Genomic DNA, 293 nt, shown 5'->3' with positions numbered 1-293 from the left:
TCCGGCGCGAACGCCCGCCGGACTGCCCTGAGATCCGCAAGGAGATGCAGGAGATCGCCGGAAAGCGGCGCCGGTTCGGCTACCGCCGGATTGGCGTGTTGCTTGAGCGCAAGGGCATGAAAATGAATCACAAGAAACTGTATCGGCTCTACCGGGAAGAAGGGTTGTCAGTGAAGCGGCGGCGCGGCCGCAAGCGGGCCCGTGGAACGCGCTCCCCGATGCCGGAGGCTGCGTATCCCAATGCGCGCTGGTCTCTGGACTTCCTGGCTGACAGCTTCGGCCCATCCCGGAAA

Annotated in this window: 1 protein-coding gene; it reads left to right on the top strand. The window is 64.5% G+C overall.

The window, feature by feature from the left end:
- Positions 1-293: IS3 family transposase (locus FCK22_RS18110; protein WP_136720764.1), on the top strand; the 293-nt coding region annotated here is incomplete at both ends.

Source organism: Sulfitobacter sp. 15WGC (assembly GCF_005068605.1).
Taxonomy (GTDB): Bacteria; Pseudomonadota; Alphaproteobacteria; order Rhodobacterales; family Rhodobacteraceae; genus Sulfitobacter; species Sulfitobacter faviae.
This window is presented reverse-complemented; position numbering and strand designations above follow the sequence as displayed.